Genomic DNA, 20,722 nt, shown 5'->3' with positions numbered 1-20,722 from the left:
AAACCGTAAGAGACGCATCGTCTCTAAGGAGACTCTCGGATGACCACCACTACACCCGACCGCCTGGATCGCGCGGTCCTCAAACTCGCCGCCGTTCTCGTGGTCGGCGCCCTCGCTCCACTGCTCGACAGCACGATCGTGACGGTCGCGATCCACACCCTCGGCATCGAGCTGCACGCGTCGGTGTCCACGGTCCAATGGGTGAGTACGGCGTACCTGCTGGCGCTGGCGATCGCGATCCCCGTCACCGGTTGGTCGGCGGACCGGTTCGGCGCGAAACGGATGTGGATCGTCGCACTCGCGCTGTTCCTGACCGGGTCGATGCTCTGCGGGATCGCGTGGAACATCGGTTCGCTGATCGCCTTCCGGGTGATCCAGGGACTCGGCGGCGGCCTGATGCTGCCGATCCTGCAGACCCTCCTGCTCCGCGCCGCCGGTCGGGAACGCATCGGCCGGCTGATGTCCGTCATCACCCTGCCCGCGCTGATCGGGCCGATCCTCGGTCCGGTCATCGGCGGCGTCCTGGTCGGCCATCTGAGCTGGCGCTGGATCTTCTACGTCAACGTGCCGATCTGCGTCGTCGCGATCGTCCTCGCCGTCCGCGTCCTCAAGCCCGATCCCGAACCGACGAACGCAGCTCTCGACGTACCCGGATTGCTCCTCGTCTCCCCCGCCCTGGCCAGCATCATCTACGGCCTCACCCAGGTCGGCGAGCACGGCGGCTTCGGCCACGTGACCGTCCTCGTCCCGATCATTGCCGGCCTACTCCTGCTGCTCGCCTTCGCGCTTCGGAAGAGCCCGCTGATCGACCTCACGCTCTTCCGCACCCGCTCCTTCGCCGCGTCGACGTCTCTCCTCTTCCTGACCGGCTTCGGCCTGTACGGCGCGATGCTGCTGCTCCCGCTCTTCTATCAGCAGGCCCGCGGCGAGACCGTGACCGCGGCCGGTCTGCTCCTCATCCCGCAAGGCATCGGGAGCCTGATCGCCCGCGTGGCCGGCGGACTCAGCGACCGCTTCGGACCGCGACCGATCGTCCTCGCCGGGATCGCGCTCACCACGCTCGGGACCATCCCCTTCGCTTTCACGGGTACGTCGTACACCCTGCTGGCAATCGCCCTGGTCATCCGCGGCGCCGGACTCAGTGCGGTCAACCTGGCCGTGATGGTCGGTGCCTTCCGGGATCTCGAGCCGTCGCAGATCTCCCACGCCAGTAGCGCGACCCGGATCATGCAGCAGCTCGGCGGTGCCTTCGGAGCCGCGACCCTGGCGGTGATTCTGCAGAGTCAACTGCTCGGTCATGGGTCCGCGGCCGCCTTCGCGCACACCTTCGTCTGGGCGATCGCCTTCACTGTGATCGCGGCCGTGCCGGCAGTTTTGCTGCCCCGGAGGTTGGGCTCTTGAATAAGTAACACGCTTGGTTTAACTTATCCGCGCACCAGCTCTCGCATGTCCTTCCGGTCCGCCACCTGGGGGTTTCAGCATGTCCAGACGCTTGCTCGCGCGGGTCCTCCCCGCTGTCCTACTCACCAGCGTGATCGCCGTTCCCGCGGCGCACGCCGCCACGATGTATCCGAGCGGGGTCGGCACCGACCTGGGGCCTACGCCGACCACGCTCGGCATCAAGCCCGCCGCCGGCGACGATCCCGCCGGGCTCCGGACCGGGACCGCCGACGGCAAGACCTACTGGCAGACCGACCAGGCGGCCGGCACCGGCTACCTGGAGTTCGACGTCGATCGGGACTACGTCGACGAGATCGGCACCGACGACGTCCTGGTGACGGTGACCTATCTCGACGCCGGCGCCGGCACGCTCGAGCTCCAGTACGACGCCGCGAGCAACCCGCAGGCGGATGCTACGGACGTCCAGCTGACCAACACCGGCCAGTGGAAGACCGGCACCTTCGAGCTCACCGACATCGGGTTCACGAACCGGCTCGGAGACGCCGATGTCCGGCTGTTCGGAAGCGCCGACATCACTGTCGCCGGCCTCCGGATCAGTACGGCAGGTGCCTCGGTGCAACTCGGGGCCTCGCCGATCCAGTCCGGCATCACCCCACGCGCGGGAGACCGGGCCGAGAATCTCGTCACCGGCGTACAGGACGGTCGCGCGTACTGGCAGACCGACCACGCCGCGCCCGCGCCGGGCACCAACTTCTTCTACCTGAACGTCGCGGACACCTACCTCTACGACAACCGGAACCTGGTGCTGATCAGCGTCGACTACTTCGACGAGGGCAACGGCCAGTTCGGGCTGCACTACGACTCCCCAGGCCAGACGATCCCGGAGATGTTCAAGAACTCCGAAGTCGTCCGGTACGGCGACACCAAGACGTGGAAGACGTACACCTTCGCGCTGCCGGACGCGGTCCTGACGAACCGCTCGAACGGCTCCGACTTCCGGATCCACAACGGTGACGGCGCTGTCGACCTCAAGGTCGCGGCCGTCCGCGTCGCCAAGGTCGCAACCACGCTCGACGTCACCGAGGGTCTCGTCGACCTGATCGACCAAGCTGCGCGGACGGAGAAGGCGGCCCGCGAAGGTACCCGCGACGGGCAGTTCCCGGTCGGCAGCCGGGCGACCTTCCGCGCGGCCATCGACGACGCCCGTGCGGTCGCGGCGACGCCCGGGGTCACCGACGTACAGGTGAAGGCGGCGCTGCAGAAGCTGCAGGCCGAGCTCGACGCGTTCACGGCCAAGGTGGTCGACACCAACTTCGCGCCGACCGGTGCGGCGACCGCGAGCAGCGGGACCGGAGCCGCGAGCGTCAATGACCGCGACCACGAGACCGCGTGGACCAGCGGCCCGGGTGACTCCTGGTTGCAGCTCGACCTCGGCAAACCTCGACCGGTCAATGACGTCCGCGTCGAATGGGCGCAGGCCTACTCCCCCGACTACACCGTGCAGGTCTCGAACGACGGCAAGAAGTTCATCGCGGTCGGCCGCATCGGCTCGCCCGGCGGCAACCAGGTCAGCAAGACCCGTTTCGCCACCACGAAGGCGCGGTACGTCCGGGTCGCGATGACCGGTGCCGACGCCTTCATCGTCAAGGAGCTCGAGCTCCGGCAGTCCCCGGTCGTCACGCCGAAGCCCCACCTGGTGAACACGGTCAATCCGACCGAGGACGGCGTGGTCGCCGACTTCGACGCCACCCAGTACGGCGCGGATCGCAGCGGCCGGCGTGATTCCACCAAGGCGATCCAGCAGGCCATCTACGCCTGCCAGGACGCGGGCGGTGGCACGGTCTGGCTGCCCGCCGGCACGTACAAGGTAACCGACACGATCGAGGTGCACGCGTTCTGCACCCTGCGCGGTGATCACGGGCAGGCGCCGAACTACGGCACGGTGGTTGTCGCGGACCTGGCCCCCGGCGACGACGGCCCGAGCCTGTTCCGGATCGGCGGAAGTGCGGGCGTCCTCGGCGTCACGACGTACTACCCGAACCAGAACCCGACGAACCCGGTCCCGTACAACTACACGTTCGAGATCCCCGGCGGCGCCTGGATCGGCAACGAGAACTACATGATGTCGACCGTCTCCGACGTCACCATGCTCAACTCGTACCGCGGGATCGGCGTCAGCACGATGCCCAACGACCACGGCAACGCGCCCAGCTCGGGCCAGGTGCACGAGTCGACGACGATCCGCAACATCCGCGGTACGGCGCTGTTCGAAGGCGCGCGTGCCTACAACGGCGCGGACGTCGGCACCTGGGAGAACGTTGTCTTCAGCAACGCCTACTGGTCGTCCGCCCCACGCGCCTACCACCCGCCGGCCCGTACGGCGCTGGACGCCTGGACTCGCGCGCACGGGACCGGGTTGGTCCTCGGCGACCTCGAGTGGGACCAGTTCCACCAGATCACGCTGTCCGACTACGCGGTCGGGATCCATGTGGTGGCCGGCCAGCGGGCTCAGTTCACCGGCAGCTTCCTGCAGCCCGACATCCGCCGGACCACGACCGGCCTCCTGGTCGACGTCAGCGACGACCGGTGGGGTCTCACCCTGGCCGGTGGTCACGTCGAGGGCACCGACGCCGCGATCCGGAACAACTCCCGTGGCTATGTGAAGGTGACCGGCACCGAGGTCGACGGTCCGCAGGCCGGGATCGTCCACCGGATGTCCGGGACGGCACCGACGTACGCGCAGAAGCCGCTGCCGAAGCCTGTGCAGAAGCTCAGCGTGGTCGATGCGCCGCACGGGGTCGGGTACCTCCCGGCTGCGGACGCGACGCGCGGTATCCAGAAGGCGCTGGACAAGGCCGGCCGGAACGGTGGCGGGATCGTCTACCTGCCCGCGGGGTGGTACCGGGTCAGCACCCACCTGAGCGTCCCGGCGAAGGTCGAGTTGCGCGGGGCGTCCGCCGTACCGAACCGCGACCAAGGTGGGGCGAGTGGCGGGACGGTGCTGCAGGCCTTCGAGAAGGACACCCAGACGGCGCTCATCACCTTGCAGAACCGGGCGGGTGTGCGTGGACTGCGGGTCTTCTACTCGGAGAACAACCCGGGCCGGCCTGAGGGTGTCTTGCCTTATCCGTACGCGATCCGGGGTCACGCCGGCGGGAACTACGTCATCAACGCCGGCTTCCCGAACGCCTGGGACGGCATCGACCTCAGCGGTGACGACGTCGTGGTCCGCAAGGTCGCCGGCGCGTTCTTCGATCACGCCATAGCGATCGGCTCAGGCCGCAATGGACGGATCGAGGGGGTGCTGTCGAACGGGAACGCGGTCACCCGGGTCGGCTACCAGCAGCCGTACTGGATGAACGAGGGCAGCATCTTCGAGCTCGTGATCGACAAGTACATGCGCAAGACCGCGAAGATCGTCACCGTCGACGGTGCTCGCGGGCTGACGTTGCTGAACGTGTTCGCGTACGGCTTCCACGACGGGCTCGTGGTGAACTCCGGCCAGGTGGACGCGTTCAACCTGGGCACCGACAACCTCGGCACAGACGGTCACACCGTCGCGGTGACCAGCGGTGACGTCGAGGCGACCAACCTGGCCCGGTACAACGGCGCCACGCTCACCGGTCCGGCGACGCTGCACAACGTGATGGTGATCAACGTCGTCCAGCGCAGCGTGAAGGTCCAGGCCAGTGGATCGGGCGCGGTGAGGATCGCCGGGAACGAGTCCGAGCCCGGCACGTACGAGGTTGGCGCGCAAGTCACAGTGACGGCAGCGCCAACATCGGATAGCGTTTTCCAGAACTGGACCGTGGATGGGACGGTGGTCTCGACCGAGGCGTCGTACACCTTTACTGTCAGCACGGATCAGGTTCTGACCGCGAACTTCACCCCGAAGTGACTATCCGATAGCAGCACTGCCGAGTAGGAGCGAGATGGCTGACGCACAACAGCACCAGGTCGCGATCGTGGGTTGCGGCATCATCGGCCGCACTCACGCGGACACCATCGCGGCACGGCCGGACGCGACCGTGACCGCCCTCGTCGACATCGACGCCGGCGCCGCGGAAGCGCTGGCGGCGCGGCTGAAGGAGGCGGGCCAGCCGGAGCCGAAGCTGTACGCCGACCTGGCCGCGGCGGTGAGTGGGTCGGACGTCACCGTGGTCGCGATCTGCACCCCGAGCGGGACGCATGCGGGGCTGGCCGAGCAGGCGCTGAACGAGAAGAAGCACGTCGTGATCGAGAAGCCGCTCGATGTCGACCTGAACCTCGGCCGCCGGCTCGGCGCGGCGGCCAGCCGGGCGGCGAGCCACGGCCTGGTCTGCTCGGTGATCAGTCAGCACCGGTTCGACGCGGGCAGCGCGGTGGTCAAGCAGGCGATCGACGCCGGCCGATTCGGTCAGCTCACGTCGTGCGTCGCGACGGTTGCCTGGTGGCGCAGCGACGAGTACTACGCGATGGCGGGCTGGCGTGGGACGTGGGCGCTGGACGGCGGCGGCGCGCTGATGAACCAGGGCGTGCACACGGTCGACCTGATGCTGTGGTTCATGGGCCGGCCGGTGAGCATCCAGGCGCAGGCTCTGCGGGCTGCACACCACTCGATCGAGGTCGAGGACACTGTGGTCGCGACGCTCACGTTCGAGTCGGGCGCGGTCGGCACGCTGCACGCGACGACGGCGGCGTTCCCGGGTGGGCGGACGCGGGTGTCCGTGCACGGGACCGAGGGCGGCGCCGAGGTCGAGGACGACCTGCTCAGCCGCCTGAACGTGGACGGAGTAAAGGACGAGGCCTCGATCGACGTCGGCGAGCCCGGTCAGCACACCGCGCAGTACGACGACATCCTGACCGCGATCGCCGAGGGCCGCCCGCCGGCAATCACCGTCCAGGACGCCATCGAGGCGCTCGCAACGGTCCGCGCCGTCTACATCGCCTCGACCCTCCAACGCCCGGTCAAGTTCCAAGACGTCCTGGAGGGCCGCTACGACGACGTAGAGGTCTCCCGAGGCGTCGGCCTCCCACCCAACTAGTCCGTTCAGAGCCCCCGGCTACGCGCCGGGGGCTCTGTCGTTCAGGATGCGTTGGTAGAGGTTGCAGTCCTGCCAGGCTCCGCCGGTGTGCAGGTAGGTGGGCGCGAAGCCGTACTGGATGAAGCCGGTGCGCTGGAGAACCGCCTGGGAAGCCGCGTTGGTGGTCACGGTGCTGGCGGCCAGCCGGTGCAGCTTGAGCTCCTGGTCGGCGATCTCCGCGACCGTCTCGACCGCGCGCGTCATCAGTCCACGACCGACCGCGTCAGCGGCGAGCCAGTAGCCGACGTCTGCGTTCCGGAAGGCGCCGGGCACGAGGTCGTTCAGCGTGATCGCACCGACCACCCGATCACCCTCGACCAGCAACCACGGCACAACCAGCCCGTTCTTGTACCGCTCGAGCGTCCCGGCCAGCTTCTCCTGCTGCGCGGCCGCCGTGAACCAGTTGTCCGGCCGGACCGGTTCCCACGGAGACAAGTGGTCCCAGCTGCGCTGATAGGCCTCGGCCAGAGCGGCAGCGTCATCAAGGGTCGCGATACGAAGCTGAACTTCAGGCGTCAGCGAGCGGGGAGAAATCACTTCGGGAGTCTACGTGCCTGACTGGACCCCGACACGCGCGGTGTGAACGCGTCATGGAAGATCGTCGACGCCGCCCCGACCGCGGCCGCATCGGTCTGCAGCATCGACTCCTCGACCACCACCGGCCGGGTCTCCCGAGCGACCGGATGCGCGTTCACCGCGCGGCGGATCTCGGTCAGGAAGATCTCCGAGATCTCCTTCCCGTACGCCGGTCCGCCCAGCACCACGAGGTCGATATCCAGCAGGTCGACCAGCCCGACCGCCCCCTGCCCGACCACCCGCGCGACCTGGGTGACCGCCTTCACCGCCGCCTCGTCACCATCGGCGGAAGCCTTGCAGACCGCCTTGTACCGCTTGGCCTCATCCGTCGCGCCGGCGTCGGTCTCGACGTACCCGAACTCCGCCGCGATCACGGGTAGCGAGGCGGTCGGGTTGCACTCGGGCACCATCCGCGGCCCGTTCTCGCCGTCCCACTCCCCCATCCGGAGCGCCGCGATCTGGCCGAACTCACCGGCGTTCGCCGTACCGCCGCGATAGATCGACCCGTTCAGGATCAGGCCACTGCCGACGCCCGTACCGAGGTAGAGGTAGGCGAAGTCGCGGGCCCGGGCCGAGCGCCCGATCCAGCGTTCGCCGATCGCGGCCGCCGTACCGTCTTTCTCGACCAGGACCGGGTGGTTGAGCTTCTGCTGCAGCAACTGGCGGATCTTCAGGCCGCGCCAGGCAGGCTGCAACGGGAGGGCGAGCAGGGACCCATCCGCGTCGATCGGTCCAGGTACGGCGACGCCGACACCGAGCATCGAGTCCAGGTCGATCTGGCTGATGCTGAGCGCCGCCGTCACGGTCGCGGCGGTCAGGTCGACCAGCTTGTTCGCCTCGAGATCGTCGGCCAGGTCGACGGTCTCCCGGCGCACGATCGTGCCGTCGAGGTCGACCACCGCGACCGTCAGCAGTTCGGGGTCGATGTGGATGCCGACGGCGTGCGCCGCCTTCGAGCGCAGCCGGACCGGCGTACGCGGTTTGCCGAGCCGTTCGGCGCGCTCCTGCGCCTCCTCCACGAGCAGTCCTTGCTGGAGGAGGATGCGCAGGATCCGCGACACCGACTGCTGGGTCAGACCGGTCCGGCGGGAGATCTCGGTGCGGCTGATGATGCCGGCCAGCCGGATCGTCTCGATGATCACGGCCTCGTTGAACGAGCCCAGGTCGTACTGGTTCGCTCCCGCTTGCCGCAGTGATGCCAGTTGCTCACCCGAGTCGCTCATTGCCACCTCCCCGTCCGTTCCCCGATTAGCCGCGATCGTACTGCCCGGCACCCCCGATCACGGCGCTTCGAGGGCTCCGTCGATGCGCCGTACGCCGGCCGCCCACTCGTCGTGTCCGGACAGTTGCGCCGGATAACGGGCGGCCGCCTCCAGGTCGACGTCGATCCCCCAGCCCGGAGCCTCGTTCGGCCGCAGCCAGCCGTCCTCGATCCGGAGCGTGCCGGGGAACACCTCGTACGTCGCCTCGTTGTACAGGTGACCCTCTTGGATGCCAAAGGCAACCGAACTGACATCGAGCGCGACATTCGCGGCCGCACCGATCGGCGAGGTGTCACCCGGGCCGTGCCAAGCCGTGCGTACGCCGGAGATCTCGGCCAGATCGGCCAGCTTCCGGGCCGGCGTCAGGCCGCCGATATCGGAAACGTGCGACCGAATGAAGTCGACGCCGCCGTCCCGGATCAGCCGGACCGCGTCACCGAACGACGTGGTCAGCTCGCCGACCGCCAGCGGCACCGGCGACGCCGCCCGCACTTCCGGCAGCCGGTCCCACAACTCGGGCGCCAGCACGTCCTCCAGGAAGAACAGCCGGTGCTGCTCGAGCGATCGGGCCAGGAGCACGGCCTCCTTCGGCGTGAGCCTGGAGTGCACGTCGTGCAGCAGTTCGATGTTGTCCGGCAGCGCTTGCCGGGCCTCCGCGAACAGCTCCGGCGTCGTGCGCAGGTAGTCCCGCGCGGACCAGCCGTTGTAGTACGGCGAGTCCGGGTACAGCGTCGGCACCCGGGGAGCGCCGTACCCGCCGCCACCCGGTGTCGACATCTGCAGGCGGATGTGGCGCCAACCCTGCGCGATCAGCTTCTGCGCGTGGTCGATCGTCTCCTCGATGGTCCGGCCGCTGGCGTGGATGTAGGTGTCCGCGGCCGCGCGGACCTTGCCGCCGAGCAGCTCGTAGACCGGCATCCCGGCGCGCTTGCCGGCGATGTCCCACAGCGCCTGGTCGATCCCGGAGATCGCGTTGTTCGTCACCGGCCCACCCCGCCAGTAGCCGGAGTATCCGGCCAGCCGGGTCAGGTCGCCGATGTCACCCGGGTAGCGGCCGACGAGCAGCCGGGCCAGGTGTTCGTCGACGAACGTCTGGACCGCCTTCCACCGCTGGGTGAACGTCGCACACCCGAGCCCGTACAGGCCGGGTTCGGAGGTCTCGATCTTCACCACCACGAGCGGGATGCCTTGGGGTGCGGTGACGATCGCCTTCACCTCGCGGATCCGCACGTCGTCGCGTACGGGCCAGGGCTGGTCGAACGTGGAGGGCATGTGGTCAGTGCTCCAAATCAAGAGTCGGTAGGTCGAGTTCGTGCTGGGCCTCGAAGCCGAGCACAGTCCTGGCGGCGGTCAGATCGATCGGTACCTCACGGCCGGCGAACCGCCGTGACCGCGGCACGTCCGGAGCGAACGTGTCGAGCAGCGCCTCGGTCTCGTACGGCGCGATGGTGGTGCCGGCGGCAACGAAGAAGACCTGAGCGCCCGAGACCGGAGCGGTCAGTCCGAGCTCGATCGCGTACGCCGCATCCCGGGTGTCCAGATAGCTCCAGGCCTCCCGCAGCCCGCCGGCCGGCTTCCTCCGGGCGTGATCGGCCATCCGCTCCAGCACGTCGGACGAGTTGACGTGCGGGAACCGGAAGGCGGCCACATCGATCCCCCACCGGCGCCACGCCATCCGGGCCGTGTTCTCGTCGGTCTGCTTCGACAGCGAGTACGGGTCGGCTATATCGACGGGCGCCTGCTCATCCCACGGGAACGCGGGCGGGGTGATCTCGTGCGGGTTGAACGGGACCCCGGTCGCATTGATGCTGCTCGCGATCACCGCGCGATCGATGCCCAGCGCGCCCGCCTGGGCGAGCACGTTGAACGTCGACACCACATTGATCGAGAAGACGTCGTACGGCGTACCCGCCGACGGGTGGGCCAGTGCCGCGAGGTGTACGACATACTCGGCGTCCTCGAGCGCCCGGGCGACGTCGGCCTCGGACCGGGTATCGCCGATCACGATGCGGTCGGCCTTCAGATCCGGATGCTCGATGTTGGTCAGCGCCGTCACCACGGCCCCGAGCTCGTTCAGACGCTCGACCGTGGCCAGGCCGATCCGCCCGGCCGCCCCCGTCACCAGCACCCGCCGGCCAGCGAGTGCACTCACTCCTTGATACCTCCGGCCATCCCCACACCTCTCAGAAATTGCTTCTGGAACACCAGGAACAACACCACAGGTATCAGAACCGCCAGGAAGAGGGCGCTCATCTGCAGTGAGATCTCTGTGGTTTTGGCCACCCGGGGCAGGGCGACCGAGATCGGCTGCAGTTTCGGGTCGGGCAGCACGAGCAGCGGCCAGAGGTAGTCCTTCCACGAACCGATCACGGTCAGCAGCGCGACCACGCCGACGATCGGCTTCGACAACGGCAGGATCAGCGCCGTGAACAGCCGCAGGTTGCTCGCTCCGTCGATCCGGGCCGCCTCGATCAGCTCGCGCGGGATGGAGTCGAAGTACCGCTTCATCACCAGCACGTTGAACGCGCCGGCCGCCTGCGGCAGCCAGACCGCCCAGAACGTGTTCTGCAGGCTGATCCCGAGCAGCGGCATCTTCAGGATGGTCATGTACAGCGGGACCAGCGAGATGACACCGGGCAGGAACAGGGTCGCGAGGACGGCCCCGGTGACGATCGGTCCCCACTTCGGCCGCAGGATGCTCAGGACGAACGCACCCGTCGTACAGACGAACAGCGTCGAGATCATCGAGCCGATCGCGATGAACGCGGTGTTGCCGAGGTAGGCGCCGATCTGGACGCGGTTCCAGGCGTCCGGGATGTTCTTCAACTGGATGCCGGACGGCCACAGCTGCATCGGGCCGCTGAGGATGTCCTGGCTGGTGGAGACACCGGATTTGAGCAGCCAGAGCAGTGGTCCGACGCCGGCGATCAGGACACCGATGAAGAGCAGCACCTGGATCGCCGGCAGGCCGAAGCGGACCACGCCGCGCTGCCGGTCGGCGGTCGAGATGATTCCGCGTTCGTGAGTCATGTCGTACTCCAGCGGCGAGTGACGAAGTGGTAGACGACCGACAGCACGCACAGCACCCCGGCGAGCAGCACGCTGAGCGCGGTCGCGGCACCGAAGTCCCCGTTGATGAACGCGTACCGGTAGATCAGGAGCAGGATCGTCGTGGTGGCGTTGTTCGGACCGCCACCGGTGAACAGGAACGGCTCCGTGAAGACCTGGAATGTCCCGATCAGCTGCAGCAGCATCATGATCAGGATGATTCCGCGGATCTGCGGGAGCGTGACGTGCCAGACCCGGCTCCAGATCCCGGCGCCGTCCAGCTCGGCCGCCTCGTACAACTCCGTGCGTACTCCGGTCAGCGCCGCCAGGTAGATGATCGACGTGGCGCCCGCGCCGGCCCAGGTCGCCTCGAGCACGATGGCCGGCATCGCCAGGGTCTGTGAGTTCAGCCAGGCGAACGGCCCGAGCCCGAACCAGCCGAGGATCGAGTTGAACACGCCCGCCCCGCTCGGGTCGTAGAAGAACGTCCACAGCAGGATCGCGGCCACCGGGGGTACGACGGCCGGCAGGTAGGAGAGCACGTTGTAGAGCCAGCCGGTCTTGCGCAGCTCGCTGATGAAGACGGCCAGGAACAACGGCACGGGGAAGCCGAAGATCAGGGCCAGCAGGCAGAAGTACAGCGTGTTCAGCGCTGCCTGCGGGAGCTGCGGATCGGTCAGCACATAGCTGAAGTTCGACATCCCGACCCACTCGGCCGGGGCGACGAGGTTGTTCTTCTGCAGGCTGAGCACCAGACCGCGCACGATCGGGCCCCAGGAGAAGTACAGGAAGATCAGCACCAGGGGCAGGGCGAAGAAGATGCTGCTGAGCCCGCCGGAGCGGTACCAGGTCGCGACGGACCTGGCACCGCTCCGGCTCTGCGCCGGCGCGCCGGCTTTCGGCGTACGTAGCTGGAACATGGGGCTACCGGGCCAGGCGGGCGTCGATCTTCGAGGCCGTGTCGCTCAGTAGCTTGTCGATGTTCGCATCCTTCTTCGTCAGCACCTGCTGGACCACCGGGTCGAGCAGCGAGTAGACCTCCTGGCCCTTGTTCGACGGCTCGGGCAGCAGCTTCAGCGACGTGGTCGAGTCGATGTAGCCCTGAAACTGCTTCACCGGGACGTTCACGTACGGCTCACGCCACTTGTTGAACTGGTCGTAGGTCTCCTGGCTCAGCGGGCTGATGCCGGGACGGCCGACGAAGCCCTTGTCGGCGATCGTGGTCTTGGCGTCGGCGACTGCGACGGCCTCGGTCGTGTACTTGTCGAACTGGTCGAACTTGATCCACTTCAGCGCGGCCACGACCTCGTTCTTGGTCGCCTTCGGGCTGATCATCTTCAGCGAACCGCCGGTCAGCGTGCCGTGCGGACCGCCGTCCTGCGGCAGCGCGCCCTCACCGAAGTCCGCCGGCTTCATCGCGAAGTTCTTCACGCTCATGTCGTAGGCGTCCGGTGCCTGCAGGACCATGCCGATCTTGCCGGCCGCGAAGTCCTGGCGGACCTCCTCCTGGTTGTAGAGGAACCGGCTGCCCATCGAGTTGTCGGTCCAGCGCATGTCCTTGAGCAGCTGCAGTGCCTTCTTGGTCGGCGCGTCGTTGAACGTGCTCTTCTTGCCGTCCGCGCTCTCGACCGTGCCGCCCATGCTGTACGTCATCGTGGTCAGCATCCAGCCACCGGTGTTGTTCGTGGTCAGCTGCGCGTAGCCGGCCTTGCCCGTCTTGTCGGAGATCTGCTTGGCGTACTGGCGGACCTCATCCCAGCTCGTCGGCGGCTTGTCCGGGTCCAGCCCGGCCTGCTTGAACAGCGCCCGGTTGTAGGCGATGCCGACCGAGAAGACATCGATCGGTACGCCGTAGATCCGGCCGTTCGCGTCCTGGACGATCTTGAGGACGTTCGGGTTCAGATCCTTGGTCAGGTCGACCAGCTTCAGCTCGTCGGTGATGTCCGGCAGCTGCTTGTTCGGGATCATGTTGGCCGGCTCGGTGAAGCTGATGTTCATCACCGTCGGCAGCGTGCCGCCGGCCACCTGGGCCTGGAAGGTCTGTGCCTCCCACTTGGTCTCGGTCGACTTCACCGTGATGTTCGGGTTCTTCGCGGTGAAGTCCTTGATCTTCTGGTCGAACGCCTTGATGTCGTTCGGCTTGTCGGGGGTCGGACGGTCCCCGATCGTGATGGTCACCGGCGCGTTCTGGTCGATCTCGCTGCCGGCGCCGGACGACGACGACGGCGTCGTACCGTCCGCGCATCCGGCGGCCGCCGCGAGCAGCAGTCCAGCCGCCCCGAGGGCCGTGACACGGCCCCACCTGTTCACTCTCGTCATCGGAACTCCTCAGGTTTCCGGATGCCGCCGGTGTGCTCTGAGCCACCCACCGGCCAGGTCCCGAGTAAGTTAAACCAAGCGTGTTACTTATTCAATGCCTAACGGAGAACATTCGCTGGAGCGCTTTCGCTCCCGGTTGTCGATGCGCTCGGACTGGAGTTTCGAGCTTGGCGACACCGTGTCCGAACAGGTCTCCGAGCCGGGGTCGTACGGGTTCGTGGGCGTCGCGGGGCTCAACGGTGGGGTCGGCGGCGGCCCGAGCCTCCAGCCGAAGGCACTGTTCTACGTCGGTGTCGACGATGTGGAGGCCGCATTGGCCCAGGCGGAGGCGCTCGGCGGCCGGCGGGTTCTTGGGCCGGACGGCGTACCGGGGAAGCTGGTCGTCGGGCAGTTCACCGACCCAGAGGGCAACCTGATCGGGGTGGCCGGGCCGCAGTAATCCGGTGGATCGGTGGTCGTCGGCGCGCAAGGATGACGGGCATGCTGCTCCGGCCGGCGACCGCCGACGACTTCACGTTCCTGACCGAGATGTTGCTGGAGGCGTGTAACTGGGAGGGCACCCCCTGGTTCAGCCTCGACAAGCTGCGCTCCGACGACCACGCCTGGCGATACATCGGCGGTTGGCCGCTTGCCGGCGATATCGGGGTGATCGCGGAGGTGGACGGCGTACCGGCGGGTGCCACGTGGGCGCGGTTGCTCACTGCCGAGCGGCCCGGATACGGGTACGTCGCGGACGACGTGCCGGAGCTGACTCTCGGAGTGGCCGCGGCGTTCCGGCGGCGTGGGATCGCCCGTGCGCTGTTGACGGAGCTGACTGCCTCTGCGCGGCAGGCGTCGTACCAGCGGTTGGCGCTCAGCGTGGACCCGGGGAATCCGGCGGCTGGGCTTTATCGGTCGCTCGGGTTTGAGAAGGTCGGGGTCAGCGGGACCTCGGACACGATGGTGCTCGCGCTCTAGCGATTCCTTTCGGTGCCGGCCCGGATCTACCTGCTGAGAGAGCACGTACGCCGATCCGAAAGGCTGGCACCGATGAGCACGACCATGGCCGCGCTGCAGCAGACTTCCCTGAACGGTCCGCAGGACATGCAGTTGATCACCGACGCGCCCGTGCCGAGCCCCGGCCCGGGTGAGGTCCTCGCCCGGGTGACGGCGGCGGGCGTCAACTACGCCGACATCTCCAAGGCCCACGGCACGTTCCGGGACGGACCACAGCCGCCGTACCTGGCTGGTTTCGAGGCCGCTGGAGAGGTCGTCGCGGTGGGTGAGGCGGTCACGAGCCCACAGGTGGGCGACCGGGTCGTCGGTGTCGGCGACGGAGCCTTCGCTGAGTACGTGGTGCTGCCCGCGGCCGTGCCGGTGCCGGCCGGTTGGACTGAAGAGCAGGCACTGGGTCTGCTCGTGAACTGGCCCACCGCGTTGGCCGCCCTCCGGCCGCTGGGCGGCCTCACCTCGGGACAGACCGTGCTCATCCACGCGGCCGCGGGCGCGACCGGCCAGGCCGCGGTGACCATGGCCAAGCACTACGGCGCGACCGTCATCGCCACCGCCGCCCCGCGCAAGCACGAGACGGTGCTGGCACTGGGCGCCGACCAGGTCCTCGACTCGCACTCCCCCGACCTCGCCGCTGAGGTCCTGCGGTTGACCGACGGCGCCGACCTGGTGCTGGAGTCGGCCGGTGGCGCCACCTTCGACGCAAGCCTGGCCGCAGCGAAGCGCGTCACCGGCAGGGTCGTCGTGTACGGCGTGCCCGGTGGCGACGCCGCGATCACCAACTGGGACCTGGTGTACAGGCACCAGCTCCACCTCATCGGCTTCAACCTCGGCGTACTGATCCAGTCCGCGCCGCAGCTCTTCGGCGAGATCATGGGCGAACTGTTCGCGCTCATCGGCGCCGGCGTACTGCGGCCCAGTCGGCCTACGACGTACGAACTGGCCGACGGACCGAAGGCCCTCGCCGAGCTGGAAGCCAGGGCCACCGTCGGCAAGCTGGCCATCCTGCCCTGATGCCGATGGTTAGGCTCTCCGCATGACCTCGCCGTTCGCGGCCGAGACCGCGCCGTACCGCCGGGAGTTGCTGGCGCACTGCTACCGCATGGTCGGCTCGGCGCACGACGCGGAGGACCTCGTGCAGGAGACCTACCTGCGAGCGTGGCGGTCGTACGCCGGATTCGAGGGCCGGGCGTCGGTCCGGTCCTGGCTGTACAAGATCGCGACCAACGTCTGCCTGCGCGCGTTGGAGCCCCGCCGGATCCGGATGCTGCCGTCAGGTCTGACCGGCCCGTACGACGGACCTGACCGCGCGCCGACCTTCGTCCCGCCGGGCGAGGTGGCGTGGCTGGAGCCGCTGCCGGACCAATGGATCGCGCCGCCCGCCGACGACCCGGCCGCGGTGGTGATCGCGCGGGAGTCGGTGCGGCTCGCGCTGATCGCAAGCCTGCAACATCTGCCCGCCCGCCAACGCGCGATCCTGATCCTGCGAGAGGTGCTGGCCTTCTCCGCGGCCGAGACCGCGGAGATCCTCGGCACCACCACTGCGGCGGTCAAGAGCGGACTGCAACGAGCGCGGGCTCGGCTGGGCGAGCTGGAGCCGGAGGAGCTGCTCGAGCCGACCGACGAGCGGGCGCGAGCACTACTCGACGGCTACATCGCGGCCTTCGAACGCTCCGATGCGAGTCTGTTGGAGCAGGTGCTGCGCGCGGATGCCACGTTGGAGGCGACCCCGTTCCGCGACTGGCAGTCGGGCCGGATGACCTGCATCCACGTGCTCGACGCGTACGTCTTGGGCACGCCTGGCGATTGGCGGATGATCCCGATCAGCGCCAACGGTCAGCCGGCCGCCGTCGTCTACCACCGCTCGGGCGACGGCCTACTCCGAGCTGACGGCGCCGTCGTACTCGCGGCCACCGCCACCGGTGTGTCTGCCGTGGTGAAGTTCCACGATCCTGCGTTGGTCGGGGCGTTCGGCTTCCCGGAGGTGTTAGCCGAAGCCGCGAACGCGGAACTGCATGACGCGGTACGGCCAGCCGACGTCGGTGTTCCATTGGCTGACGGACAGGTGTAGGTCGCTGAGGGTGGACCCGGGGATGACGTAGCCGCCGTACAACTGGGCGACGTGGTTGCCGTCCTCGGAACCCCAGGCGCCGCCGTAGATCAGCGTCTGCCGGTACGCCGTGTAGAGGTTGGACGTCGGCGTGTCCATGATGATGCCGTCGATCCGGTAGTCACCGGCGTTGAACCAGGTCAGGACCCACTTCCCGCCGAGCGGCCGCAGGCTCATCTCGCCGAAGCTGCCGGTCAGGATCGGGGTGGCCGGATTGCCCCAGGCCCAGACGCCGTCGCGGAATCCCCACGGTTCGTACGCCGCCGGGTTCGCGATCTGGTCGTTCCGGACCCGCTTGAGGATGATCGGCTTGTTGCGCTGGAAGCCGGTCGAGTAGACGTACACGTAGCCGTCGTTGCCCGCGCCCCAGGTGAGCAGCTGGAACAGGCCGCCGTCGAGGTTGGGGTCGAACTTCGCACCGGTGTGGTACCAGGTCGCGCCCGAGTTGTCCGAGCGCCAGATCTCGGTCCAGACCACGTTGCCGAGGCCCTTGTTGACCATCACGTGCAGGTACATCGACCCGCCGATCGTGATCACGTCCGACGGCAGCACGGTCGAGAAGACCGGGTTGTCGTGCTCGTACTCCCACAGTTGCTGGGCCGCCGCTCCCCCGACCGCGCCGGACCACGTCACGCCGCTGTTCAGGTCCGTCGTGGTCGACCAGAGTGCGACCGGTGAACGCCACCAGCCGCCACCGACGGTCGCCTGTTCGAAGGTGTCGCCGAAGACGAACAGCAGGCGGCCGTCCGGCGTACGCACTGGAATGCCGAGGTCGGTGGCCGCCATCCGGAAGCGGTCGGTCAGGCCGGGGCCGGTGAGGTCGGCGACCTTGTTCGTGACGATGGCTTGGCTGCCGGCGAAAGCACGACCGGGGACGGCGGCCAGCACGCCGGCGCCGACTGCGGCGCGCAGGAAGGTGGATCGCTTCATCGAGAAACTCCCAGGGGGCGGATGGGAAATCGATTGCTCAGCCACCATCCCGCAGGCCTGAACCGAAGTCAACCCTTTCGTCAGCCGTGTACGACGACGCTCGCGAGCTGGGTGAACTGCTTACGCTGGGTCGCGTTCAGGCGCTTGGTCAGCTCGGTGATCCGGCGGGCAATGTCGGCTTCACCGCGCTCGGCCAGGCGACGGCCGGCCGGCGTCAGGGCGACGAGTACGCCGCGGCCGTCGTGCGGCGACGGGGTCCGTTCGACCAGTCCACGCTTCTCCGCGCGGGAGACGAGACCAGTGATCGACGACTTGTCGAGGCCGAGGTGATTGCCGAGCTCGAGCATCCCCGGCTGCCGGTCGCGAAGGATGCCGAGCAGTCTGATCTGGATGATCGACAGGTCGTACTCGGCGCCGACCGACGCGAGCACGCGCTGGATCTGGAAGGACAGCTGCACGAGGGCATCGACCGTGTTCACAGCTGCAGTGTAGTTGACGTAGTACGTGAGACAAACTACCTTCGGGAGGTAGTACGTGAGACAAACTATTTCCGGGAGATGTCATGTATGCCGCCGTTGTGAGGTCGTTCGCCGAGCCGCCGCGCTATCAGCAGTTCCCTACCCCGACTGTTGCCGGGGGCCACGAGGTCCTCGTCGAGGTGGTTGCGGCCGGGCTGCATCCCCGGGTCCGATCGGCGGCCAACGGGAGCCACTACACGTCCAAGGGTGAGCTGCCGATGATTCCTGGGATCGATGGTGTCGGGCGGACGGCCGAGGGCGAGCTGGTGTACTTCGTTGCCCCCGACGACGGGGTGGGCACGATGGCCGAGTACGCCGTTGTCGATCGGCGGCGGTCGGTGGTGCTTCCCGTCGGGACGGACCCGGTGGCGGTTGCGGCGGCGATGAATCCGGCGATGTCGTCGTGGATCGCATTGCGGGAGCGGGTGCGGTTCCAGCCGGGTGGGTCGGTGCTGATTCTTGGTGCTACGGGGAACGCTGGGCAACTCGCCGTACAGGTCGCTCGACAGTTGGGAGCTGGTCGAGTCGTCGGGACTGGGCGCGACCCAGAGCGTCTTGAACTACTGGCCGCTTTGGGGGCGGATGAGGTCGTCGAGCTCTCGGATACTGATGGACTGGCCAAGGCGGCCGCTGATGTCGACGTGGTCCTCGACTATCTCTGGGGGTCGCCGAGCGAGCAGGTCATGCCTGCGCTGCTCACCGCTCGGACGGATCGGGCCGAACCGCTGACCTGGGTGCAGATCGGGTCGGTGGCCGCGCGTGAGCTCACGCTTCCGTCCTATCTGCTCAGAGCGGCTGCGCTGACCCTGGTCGGCAGTGGGCAAGGCTCAGTCTCGCCCGCCGACATCGTTGCCGAGCTCCCGGAGTTGGCCAGGCTCATCAGCTCGGGCACCTTCACTGTGAATCCCCGGCCGCGTCCGTTGGCTGAGGTCGAGGATGCTTGGAGTGCGGTGGCCGCTCCTGGTGAGCGGGTGGTGCTGACGGTTTAGTCGTTGCCGGTGGCTACTGGGCGGGACGGGTCGGTGATCCACTCGGACCAGGATCCGATGTAGACGGTGGCTGGGAGGTTGGCTACCTCGAGGGCCAAGGCTTCGTGGGCGGCGGTTACGCCGGAGCCGCAGTAGACGCCTACCTGGGTGTCGGGGGTGACGCCGAGTTTCTCGAAGCGTTCGCGGAGGTCGGCGGCGGGGAGGAAGTGGCCGTCTTGGGTGACGTTTTCGGTGGTGGGGGCGTTGGTCGCGCCGGGGATGTGGCCGGCCACTGGGTCCATCGGTTCTACGTCGCCGGCAAATCTCTCCGGGGCTCGCGCGTCGAGCAGTACGCCGGTCGCTGCTACCTCCGCCGCTCCGTCTGCGTCCAGGAGCGGTAGGTGGCCGGGGGTCGCAGTAAACCCGCCGGAGACGTCGCTGGCGGTGGGGACAGAGGTAGTTAGTTCGCCGCCGGTGGTTGTCCAGGCGGCTTGGCCGCCGTTGAGGACTTGGACGTTGGTTAGGCCGAAGTAGCGGAAGGTCCACCAGGCTCTTGCGGCTGCCGTGGAGTTGGCGGCGTCGTAGACGACCACTGGGGTGTCGGGTGCGGTTACGCCGGCTCGGTGGAGGGCGGCGGTTACTACGGTTGCGTCGGGCAAGGGGTGGCGGCCGGGGCCGGGCGGACCGGCCAGTTCGGTGTCCAGGTCTACGAAGTGGGCGCCGGGGAGGTGGCCGGCGGCGTACGCCTCGCGGCCGGGTGGGCCGGCCAGGTTCCAGGTGACGTCGATGAGGACCGGGGGCTCGGAGAGGGCGCGGAGTTCGTCGACGGTGATCAGGGGATTCATGATGCGGCTCCTCCGAACGGCAGTACCTCGGGTGACAGGGTGGCGCGGGCGCGGGCCTGGGTGAGGCGGCGGCGGTGATGGCGCCGGCAGAGCACCTCGTACGAGACCTCGTGGTCCAGCGTCACCATGTCGCCCACCACCAGCTGCTCGCCCTCGGTCACCATCTCCCCACCGATCGTACGGGCGTTGTGGGTGGCCCGTTCGCCACACCAGCACAGCGCCTCGACCTGGAGCAGCTCCATCCGGTCCGCGAGCTCCACCAGCCGCGCCGACCCCGGGAACAAGGTCGCCCGGAAGTCGGTCAGGATGCCGAAGCAGAACACGTCGATCTGCAGCTCGTCGGCCAGTCGCGCCAGCTGCTCGACCTGCAACGGGCTGTAGAACTGCGCCTCGTCACAGACCACATAGTCGATCCGCCCACCGGCCGTCAGCTCACCGACGACGTAGTCCCAGAAGTCGAAGTCGGGGCGCACCTCGACCGCCTCGGCGGCCAGGCCGAGCCGGGACGACAGCACCGACTCCCCCGCCCGGTCGTGGCTGGTGAAGATCCGCCCGAGCCGTCCGCGCGCCTTGTGGTTGTGATCCATCTGCAGCGCCAGCGTCGACTTTCCGCAGTCCATGGTCCCGGTGAAGTAGAGCAGCTCAGCCACGGGCGCACATCCTGCCAAGTCAGTCGGCCGGGTTGCACTTCG

General features: G+C 68.1%; 19 protein-coding genes. 8 read left to right on the top strand and 11 right to left on the bottom strand.

The window, feature by feature from the left end; all coding sequences use genetic code 11:
- Positions 1-39: 39 nt before the first annotated feature.
- The 3 genes from AB0L70_RS05110 to AB0L70_RS05100 all read left to right on the top strand — a co-directional run bounded on the left by AB0L70_RS05110 (position 40) and on the right by AB0L70_RS05100 (position 6,425).
- A complete protein-coding gene (locus AB0L70_RS05110; protein ID WP_363680169.1) occupies positions 40-1,401 on the top strand; it encodes an MDR family MFS transporter in 1,362 nt (453 codons plus the stop codon).
- 79 nt (positions 1,402-1,480) lie between these two features.
- A complete protein-coding gene (locus AB0L70_RS05105; RefSeq protein ID WP_363680167.1) occupies positions 1,481-5,299 on the top strand; it encodes a glycosyl hydrolase family 28-related protein in 3,819 nt (1,272 codons plus the stop codon).
- 34 nt (positions 5,300-5,333) lie between these two features.
- A complete protein-coding gene (locus AB0L70_RS05100; RefSeq protein WP_363680165.1) occupies positions 5,334-6,425 on the top strand; it encodes a Gfo/Idh/MocA family oxidoreductase in 1,092 nt (363 codons plus the stop codon).
- 18 nt (positions 6,426-6,443) lie between these two features.
- Here AB0L70_RS05100 and AB0L70_RS05095 read toward each other — a convergent pair whose 3' ends face one another.
- From AB0L70_RS05095 to AB0L70_RS05065, 7 genes are read right to left on the bottom strand one after another with little or no spacing between them, the layout of a single operon-like run.
- Complete coding sequence (locus AB0L70_RS05095; protein ID WP_363680163.1) at positions 6,444-7,001, bottom strand: GNAT family protein; 558 nt, start codon at positions 6,999-7,001, stop codon at positions 6,444-6,446.
- Positions 6,998-8,263 (bottom strand): ROK family transcriptional regulator, encoded by a 1,266-nt coding sequence (locus tag AB0L70_RS05090; RefSeq protein ID WP_363680161.1) that lies wholly within the window; start codon positions 8,261-8,263, stop codon positions 6,998-7,000. The genes AB0L70_RS05095 and AB0L70_RS05090 overlap by 4 nt, the downstream gene beginning before the upstream one ends.
- 57 nt (positions 8,264-8,320) lie before the next feature.
- Complete coding sequence (locus AB0L70_RS05085; protein ID WP_363680159.1) at positions 8,321-9,574, bottom strand: enolase C-terminal domain-like protein; 1,254 nt, start codon at positions 9,572-9,574, stop codon at positions 8,321-8,323.
- Positions 9,575-9,578: 4 nt separating this feature from the next.
- Positions 9,579-10,454 carry an NAD(P)-dependent oxidoreductase gene (locus AB0L70_RS05080; protein WP_363680157.1) on the bottom strand — a complete coding sequence of 292 codons (876 nt, stop codon included), beginning with the start codon at positions 10,452-10,454 and terminating at the stop codon, positions 9,579-9,581.
- Positions 10,451-11,332, bottom strand: a complete 882-nt coding sequence (locus AB0L70_RS05075; RefSeq protein ID WP_363680155.1) for a carbohydrate ABC transporter permease — start codon at positions 11,330-11,332, stop codon at positions 10,451-10,453. Before AB0L70_RS05075 ends, AB0L70_RS05080 begins: the two co-directional genes overlap by 4 nt.
- Complete coding sequence (locus AB0L70_RS05070) at positions 11,329-12,270, bottom strand: sugar ABC transporter permease (RefSeq protein WP_363680153.1); 942 nt, start codon at positions 12,268-12,270, stop codon at positions 11,329-11,331. Before AB0L70_RS05070 ends, AB0L70_RS05075 begins: the two co-directional genes overlap by 4 nt.
- Before the next feature lie 4 nt (positions 12,271-12,274).
- Positions 12,275-13,669 (bottom strand): extracellular solute-binding protein, encoded by a 1,395-nt coding sequence (locus tag AB0L70_RS05065; protein WP_363680151.1) that lies wholly within the window; start codon positions 13,667-13,669, stop codon positions 12,275-12,277.
- A gap of 94 nt (positions 13,670-13,763) precedes the next feature.
- On the opposite strand from AB0L70_RS05065, the gene AB0L70_RS05060 reads away from it, so the two are divergent.
- The 4 genes from AB0L70_RS05060 to AB0L70_RS05045 all read left to right on the top strand — a co-directional run bounded on the left by AB0L70_RS05060 (position 13,764) and on the right by AB0L70_RS05045 (position 16,730).
- Positions 13,764-14,108 carry a VOC family protein gene (locus AB0L70_RS05060; protein ID WP_363680148.1) on the top strand — a complete coding sequence of 115 codons (345 nt, stop codon included), beginning with the start codon at positions 13,764-13,766 and terminating at the stop codon, positions 14,106-14,108.
- Between the two features lie 41 nt (positions 14,109-14,149).
- The gene (locus AB0L70_RS05055; RefSeq protein ID WP_363680146.1) at positions 14,150-14,626 is read left to right on the top strand and encodes a GNAT family N-acetyltransferase; all 477 of its coding nucleotides are present in this window, start codon (positions 14,150-14,152) and stop codon (positions 14,624-14,626) included.
- A 72-nt stretch (positions 14,627-14,698) separates the two neighbouring features.
- The gene (locus AB0L70_RS05050) at positions 14,699-15,673 is read left to right on the top strand and encodes a zinc-binding dehydrogenase (RefSeq protein WP_363680144.1); all 975 of its coding nucleotides are present in this window, start codon (positions 14,699-14,701) and stop codon (positions 15,671-15,673) included.
- Between the two features lie 22 nt (positions 15,674-15,695).
- A complete protein-coding gene (locus tag AB0L70_RS05045) occupies positions 15,696-16,730 on the top strand; it encodes an RNA polymerase subunit sigma-70 (RefSeq protein WP_363680142.1) in 1,035 nt (344 codons plus the stop codon).
- On the opposite strand, the gene AB0L70_RS05040 is transcribed toward AB0L70_RS05045, so the two are convergent.
- Both AB0L70_RS05040 and AB0L70_RS05035 read right to left on the bottom strand, forming a co-directional pair.
- Positions 16,647-17,699: a DUF4185 domain-containing protein gene (locus AB0L70_RS05040; RefSeq protein WP_363680140.1), complete on the bottom strand. Its 1,053-nt coding sequence runs from the start codon at positions 17,697-17,699 to the stop codon at positions 16,647-16,649. The genes AB0L70_RS05045 and AB0L70_RS05040 overlap by 84 nt on opposite strands.
- An 80-nt stretch (positions 17,700-17,779) precedes the next feature.
- Positions 17,780-18,178, bottom strand: a complete 399-nt coding sequence (locus tag AB0L70_RS05035; protein WP_363680138.1) for a MarR family transcriptional regulator — start codon at positions 18,176-18,178, stop codon at positions 17,780-17,782.
- Positions 18,179-18,261: 83 nt separating this feature from the next.
- Between AB0L70_RS05035 and AB0L70_RS05030 the strand changes: the two genes are divergently transcribed.
- A complete protein-coding gene (locus AB0L70_RS05030) occupies positions 18,262-19,206 on the top strand; it encodes a zinc-binding alcohol dehydrogenase family protein (RefSeq protein WP_363680136.1) in 945 nt (314 codons plus the stop codon).
- Here AB0L70_RS05030 and AB0L70_RS05025 read toward each other — a convergent pair.
- Together AB0L70_RS05025 and AB0L70_RS05020 are read right to left on the bottom strand one after the other, a co-directional pair.
- Positions 19,203-20,030, bottom strand: a complete 828-nt coding sequence (locus tag AB0L70_RS05025; protein WP_363680134.1) for a sulfurtransferase — start codon at positions 20,028-20,030, stop codon at positions 19,203-19,205. The genes AB0L70_RS05030 and AB0L70_RS05025 overlap by 4 nt on opposite strands.
- A complete protein-coding gene (locus tag AB0L70_RS05020; protein ID WP_363680132.1) occupies positions 20,027-20,680 on the bottom strand; it encodes a thymidine kinase in 654 nt (217 codons plus the stop codon). Before AB0L70_RS05020 ends, AB0L70_RS05025 begins: the two co-directional genes overlap by 4 nt.
- Positions 20,681-20,722: the final 42 nt, after the last annotated feature.

Origin of the sequence: Kribbella sp. NPDC051952 (assembly GCF_040680855.1) — a bacterium.
GTDB lineage: Bacteria > Actinomycetota > Actinomycetes > Propionibacteriales > Kribbellaceae > Kribbella.
Note: the sequence above shows the minus strand (reverse complement) of the source record. Positions and strands in the feature narration are given on the sequence as shown.

Bases quoted from the DNA above. Each gene is read 5' to 3' on its own strand.
- AB0L70_RS05060 (WP_363680148.1), top strand. From the start codon at position 13,764: ATGCCTAACGGAGAACATTCGCTGGAGCGCTTTCGCTCCCGGTTGTCG.
- AB0L70_RS05025 (WP_363680134.1), bottom strand. From the start codon at position 20,030: ATGAATCCCCTGATCACCGTCGACGAACTCCGCGCCCTCTCCGAGCCC.
- AB0L70_RS05045 (WP_363680142.1), top strand. From the start codon at position 15,696: ATGACCTCGCCGTTCGCGGCCGAGACCGCGCCGTACCGCCGGGAGTTG.
- AB0L70_RS05110 (WP_363680169.1), top strand. From the start codon at position 40: ATGACCACCACTACACCCGACCGCCTGGATCGCGCGGTCCTCAAACTC.
- AB0L70_RS05105 (WP_363680167.1), top strand. From the start codon at position 1,481: ATGTCCAGACGCTTGCTCGCGCGGGTCCTCCCCGCTGTCCTACTCACC.
- AB0L70_RS05085 (WP_363680159.1), bottom strand. From the start codon at position 9,574: ATGCCCTCCACGTTCGACCAGCCCTGGCCCGTACGCGACGACGTGCGG.
- AB0L70_RS05055 (WP_363680146.1), top strand. From the start codon at position 14,150: ATGCTGCTCCGGCCGGCGACCGCCGACGACTTCACGTTCCTGACCGAG.
- AB0L70_RS05050 (WP_363680144.1), top strand. From the start codon at position 14,699: ATGAGCACGACCATGGCCGCGCTGCAGCAGACTTCCCTGAACGGTCCG.
- AB0L70_RS05070 (WP_363680153.1), bottom strand. From the start codon at position 12,270: ATGTTCCAGCTACGTACGCCGAAAGCCGGCGCGCCGGCGCAGAGCCGG.
- AB0L70_RS05090 (WP_363680161.1), bottom strand. From the start codon at position 8,263: ATGAGCGACTCGGGTGAGCAACTGGCATCACTGCGGCAAGCGGGAGCG.
- AB0L70_RS05075 (WP_363680155.1), bottom strand. From the start codon at position 11,332: ATGACTCACGAACGCGGAATCATCTCGACCGCCGACCGGCAGCGCGGC.
- AB0L70_RS05040 (WP_363680140.1), bottom strand. From the start codon at position 17,699: ATGAAGCGATCCACCTTCCTGCGCGCCGCAGTCGGCGCCGGCGTGCTG.
- AB0L70_RS05030 (WP_363680136.1), top strand. From the start codon at position 18,262: ATGTATGCCGCCGTTGTGAGGTCGTTCGCCGAGCCGCCGCGCTATCAG.
- AB0L70_RS05100 (WP_363680165.1), top strand. From the start codon at position 5,334: ATGGCTGACGCACAACAGCACCAGGTCGCGATCGTGGGTTGCGGCATC.
- AB0L70_RS05065 (WP_363680151.1), bottom strand. From the start codon at position 13,669: ATGACGAGAGTGAACAGGTGGGGCCGTGTCACGGCCCTCGGGGCGGCT.